This is a genomic window from Prevotella sp. HMSC073D09, from assembly GCF_001814145.1.
Lineage (GTDB): Bacteria > Bacteroidota > Bacteroidia > Bacteroidales > Bacteroidaceae > Prevotella > Prevotella conceptionensis.
This window is the reverse complement of record NZ_KV815002.1, coordinates 1-3,365: the sequence shown is the minus strand read 5'-3', so window position 1 is coordinate 3,365 and position 3,365 is coordinate 1. Positions and strand designations below refer to the sequence as shown.

Annotated in this window: 4 protein-coding genes and 2 pseudogenes; all 6 read right to left on the bottom strand. The window is 36.7% G+C overall.

Features of this window, described 5'->3' with window-relative positions:
* Positions 1 to 469: 469 nt before the first annotated feature.
* Positions 470 to 994 carry a hypothetical protein gene (locus HMPREF2955_RS00225; RefSeq protein WP_019187476.1) on the bottom strand — a complete coding sequence of 175 codons (525 nt, stop codon included), beginning with the start codon at positions 992 to 994 and terminating at the stop codon, positions 470 to 472.
* Positions 995 to 1,134: 140 nt separating this feature from the next.
* Positions 1,135 to 1,311, bottom strand: a pseudogene (locus HMPREF2955_RS16720) (DUF6078 family protein); the annotation flags it as partial.
* Positions 1,312 to 1,385: 74 nt separating this feature from the next.
* A complete protein-coding gene (locus HMPREF2955_RS00220; protein WP_070719854.1) occupies positions 1,386 to 1,880 on the bottom strand; it encodes a hypothetical protein in 495 nt (164 codons plus the stop codon).
* Between the two features lie 149 nt (positions 1,881 to 2,029).
* Positions 2,030 to 2,357 (bottom strand): annotated as a pseudogene (locus HMPREF2955_RS16715) (DUF6078 family protein).
* The gene (locus tag HMPREF2955_RS00210; RefSeq protein ID WP_070719851.1) at positions 2,357 to 2,782 is read right to left on the bottom strand and encodes a hypothetical protein; all 426 of its coding nucleotides are present in this window, start codon (positions 2,780 to 2,782) and stop codon (positions 2,357 to 2,359) included. Before HMPREF2955_RS00210 ends, HMPREF2955_RS16715 begins: the two are co-directional and overlap by 1 nt.
* A gap of 4 nt (positions 2,783 to 2,786) precedes the next feature.
* Complete coding sequence (locus HMPREF2955_RS14775; protein WP_019189115.1) at positions 2,787 to 3,329, bottom strand: hypothetical protein; 543 nt, start codon at positions 3,327 to 3,329, stop codon at positions 2,787 to 2,789.
* Positions 3,330 to 3,365 lie beyond the last annotated feature (36 nt).

Here is a 3,365-nt window from a genome sequence, read left to right as displayed (position 1 = left end):
CCAATCTAGAAAGGTAAAATGGTGCAAAATGCAGATCTTTTCTTAAAAACGGACAAAATAAAAGACGTGAAAGGCTAGAAATAGTGGCCACTTACCTACTTTTTAACCCCAATTTTCGCTAGAACGGAGCGAAAATTAGAGCGGCATTGTAAAACAAAAGAAACAATTTGAGTTTCTAAGTTGATGAGGCTTTGAGTTGATGAGGTTATGAGTTTGTGGGGTGGTAAGTTTGTGAGTTGATGAGTTGATGAGTTGATGAATTTGTGAGTTGATGAGGTTATGAGTTGGTGGGTTGGTCAGTTTGTGAGTTGATGTATTCGTGAGCAGTTGGACTTTCATGGGTTTATCAGCCAGCGAGCTGTTTTACCCTGCACTTCGTATATGACAGGAGTTTTTATCTTGTGTTGGCGTCACAAGGACAACAAACTCCTCTCAATTTGTAGAAACATTAAAAGTCAAAACGAATTAGCTATTTAACAACGAGAAATGGATATTTATATTTGCTAAACCTTGAAATTATCGAAATTAAATCATTTTTCTTTTCAGGCACAATCCACCCTGTGATATTATTTTGCAAACCAATATCTTCCTTACTTAATATAATTCGACTCTCATATAATTTATATCCATCTTGAATTATAACAAGTCTGCTATTAAGTGTAGACATATCTCCTCCTGTGTATAAAAAAGGCACCTGCAATAATCTTTTTATGAGATAATTATTTTTTGTATAAAGAATTTTGTGGCGCGGTATCTCCTTAGGTAAATTCTTAACATCATACGAGTCCCAAATAATATACACAGAAAGTCTTGAGTTTGCCTTAGCATTGAATAGAGAAGACAATACTGTACGCTTTGTATCCAATTTGTCTTTAATTGTCATATTATTTTTCTCTTTAGACAAATCAATAAAAAAGGGACCATTAAAGCACATAACAATTAGAAATAAAGTCCCGATAATAGTACTTAATTTGATTATTTTATTTTTTGCCATTTTCCTTTACTTGATGTCCTTTATTTTTTCTAACAGGATGAAACTGTAGATCCCAATGCTTGGAATTTTTCAGAGGCTCTAATCTATTCATATGTGTAACGGTCAATGTAGTTATCGAGGTCCAATTCTTCGGTATAGGCTTATGCGCGGAAGATATTTATAACACCTTCTAGCTGTTCGGGCGTGAGGGTGAGCTGTCCGTTCATGTAACGATAGTAGGTGGAGCAACTGCCGAGGTATTGATGGATTTCTCTGCGTATCGGAGTGTCGTCCACGTGCTTTACGTTGAGAAACAGCTTACGGAATCCCCATGCTGCACAATTGCGTGTCCATGATGCAGTCCCAGTTGGCCATGAGCAACATGCCCTACAACAGCTTGCGCTGGTGGTCGTCAGCGTACGTGCTTTCCGTGCCATTTCCCATGCGGATGTATACGGTGTGGCCGCCTTTGTCGTAATCTATTTGTGACACTTCTATTTTTCATGCGACATGATTCAATCTTTGTTATGATGGCAAAAGGATATGTAAAATCATACGGCTGTCGTAATTTCTCAAAATAGATAATTCTTATCTTTATTTTTTCACCATATGGGATACCTCTTGTATCACACTTGTTTTTTATGCTAATGTAATATTCTTTTCCCTTATAAACAAGCGAAACTGAACTTTTAGGAATCTCTTTAATCTCTTTTTTTATGGCTGAGGCCATTCCTTGCGTATCTCCGTCTATAGGATTCTTACCAATCCCTTGAAATACGCATTCTATCTCTCGCTCGTATTTTCCATTTACATATTTTATATTGCTATATAGACTACTGTCTTGTGTACTCTGAGTATTCGTCTTACAAGGTAATAATACCGTAAATATTAATAAAATGATTTTCATTTGCGTGTCTTTTTTCTTTTTAAAGCTTTTGATGTCCTAACTTGGGAAACCGTATATGGTCTTTGTGAATTTTGAGAATGGATGAAATTGTGAGTTTCAAAGAATGAAACAGTGTGTTCCAACGCTTGAAAGTTTTCTGAGACACGATTCTATTCATACGCATAACGGTCGATGTAGTTGTCGAAGTCCGATTCTTCGGTGTAGTCATACGCACGAAAGATGTTTAGAATGTCCTCTTGTTGCTCGGGCGTAAGGGTGAGTTATCCGTTCATGTAGCTATAGTAAGTGACCCGACTGCCGAAATATTGCAGGATGTCTCGGCGTGTCATCTACATGTTTTACATTGAGGAACAGCTTGCGAAATCCCCATGCGACACGTATCACTCGCTTTTCTACGTAGAACCTGCATTTGCCATTCTGCAAGGCATTGGGATAAATGGCGGAGCCGATCATGTTTTTTCTGTTTTCTCTCTTCATTATGTTTCCTCGACCACTTTATAAATTAACACTGTCTTGATTTTTTGTCTCCAAACCCAAACTTGAAATCCTATTGTTTCAAAATCATAAACGTGTTGATTTTGTCCCCTACCATTAACTAATAAATATATTCGCTCATGATTATTGGGAAGAATGTGAATTGTGGATAATAATTCTTGAAACGGCAAGCCGATTAATTCTACTCCCTGATAAAGGCAAGAAGAAGCACATCGAATCGTATTGATCTTTCCATCATCATCGCACCAAATGTTTATTTCATCATCATAAAAATAATATGAACTATTTGTAAATGTCAATTCATTGTAAACCTCTTTTGTGTGGTTCTTATATAAATAGTTTGAAATATTAGAACCGAGAATAAAGTCGTTATATGCAGTATTTAGAATCAATCCTCTTGTATCCATTATATTACCTTTTATTTCCTTTACTATGTTCCTCACCACGCTGTTTCTTTGCAGCATTGTTTCGAATATTTCTTATCTTGTTTTCAATCTGTGTTCTCTCCCGTTTCGACTTGGATTCTCTTGCTTTCTGTTCCAAATCTTTGATCTGTTTCTCTGCTTTTAATTTGGCACGCCCACTATCGCCATGACGTTCATTCTTATTGCTATTTTGTGCTTTTTTCCCTGTACTTTGTTGTATATATAGTCCGTCTTTCTGTTTTGTGTTCTGGCTCGGTACTGCAATTTGATCTACTGCTTTTAATATTCCACCTATAATAGATATAGTCCCCCCTGCAAAAAATATCTCTACACCACCAATAACTACTACTGTTGAAGTTCCCGCAGAAGGTATAACTACAGCACCTCCAGTCCCCATAGCCACAAGTCCTACACCCATAAGTCCAGCACCTGCATATTGCAAAGATGTTCCCCATTTTGTTAAGACTCCTTCTTTTCCATCTTTATCATAGAAAATGATGGGGTTTCCGAAACAATATAAAGAGGTCATCTAGACTTTTCCCTCTTTCTTATCTTTTTCAGAAAA

What these genes read in the sequence shown, in the direction of transcription:
- HMPREF2955_RS14775 (WP_019189115.1), bottom strand. Translation starts at nt 3,329, where the DNA reads ATGACCTCTTTATATTGTTTCGGAAACCCCATCATTTTCTATGATAAA.
- HMPREF2955_RS00210 (WP_070719851.1), bottom strand. Translation starts at nt 2,782, where the DNA reads ATGGATACAAGAGGATTGATTCTAAATACTGCATATAACGACTTTATT.
- HMPREF2955_RS00225 (WP_019187476.1), bottom strand. Translation starts at nt 994, where the DNA reads ATGGCAAAAAATAAAATAATCAAATTAAGTACTATTATCGGGACTTTA.
- HMPREF2955_RS00220 (WP_070719854.1), bottom strand. Translation starts at nt 1,880, where the DNA reads ATGAAAATCATTTTATTAATATTTACGGTATTATTACCTTGTAAGACG.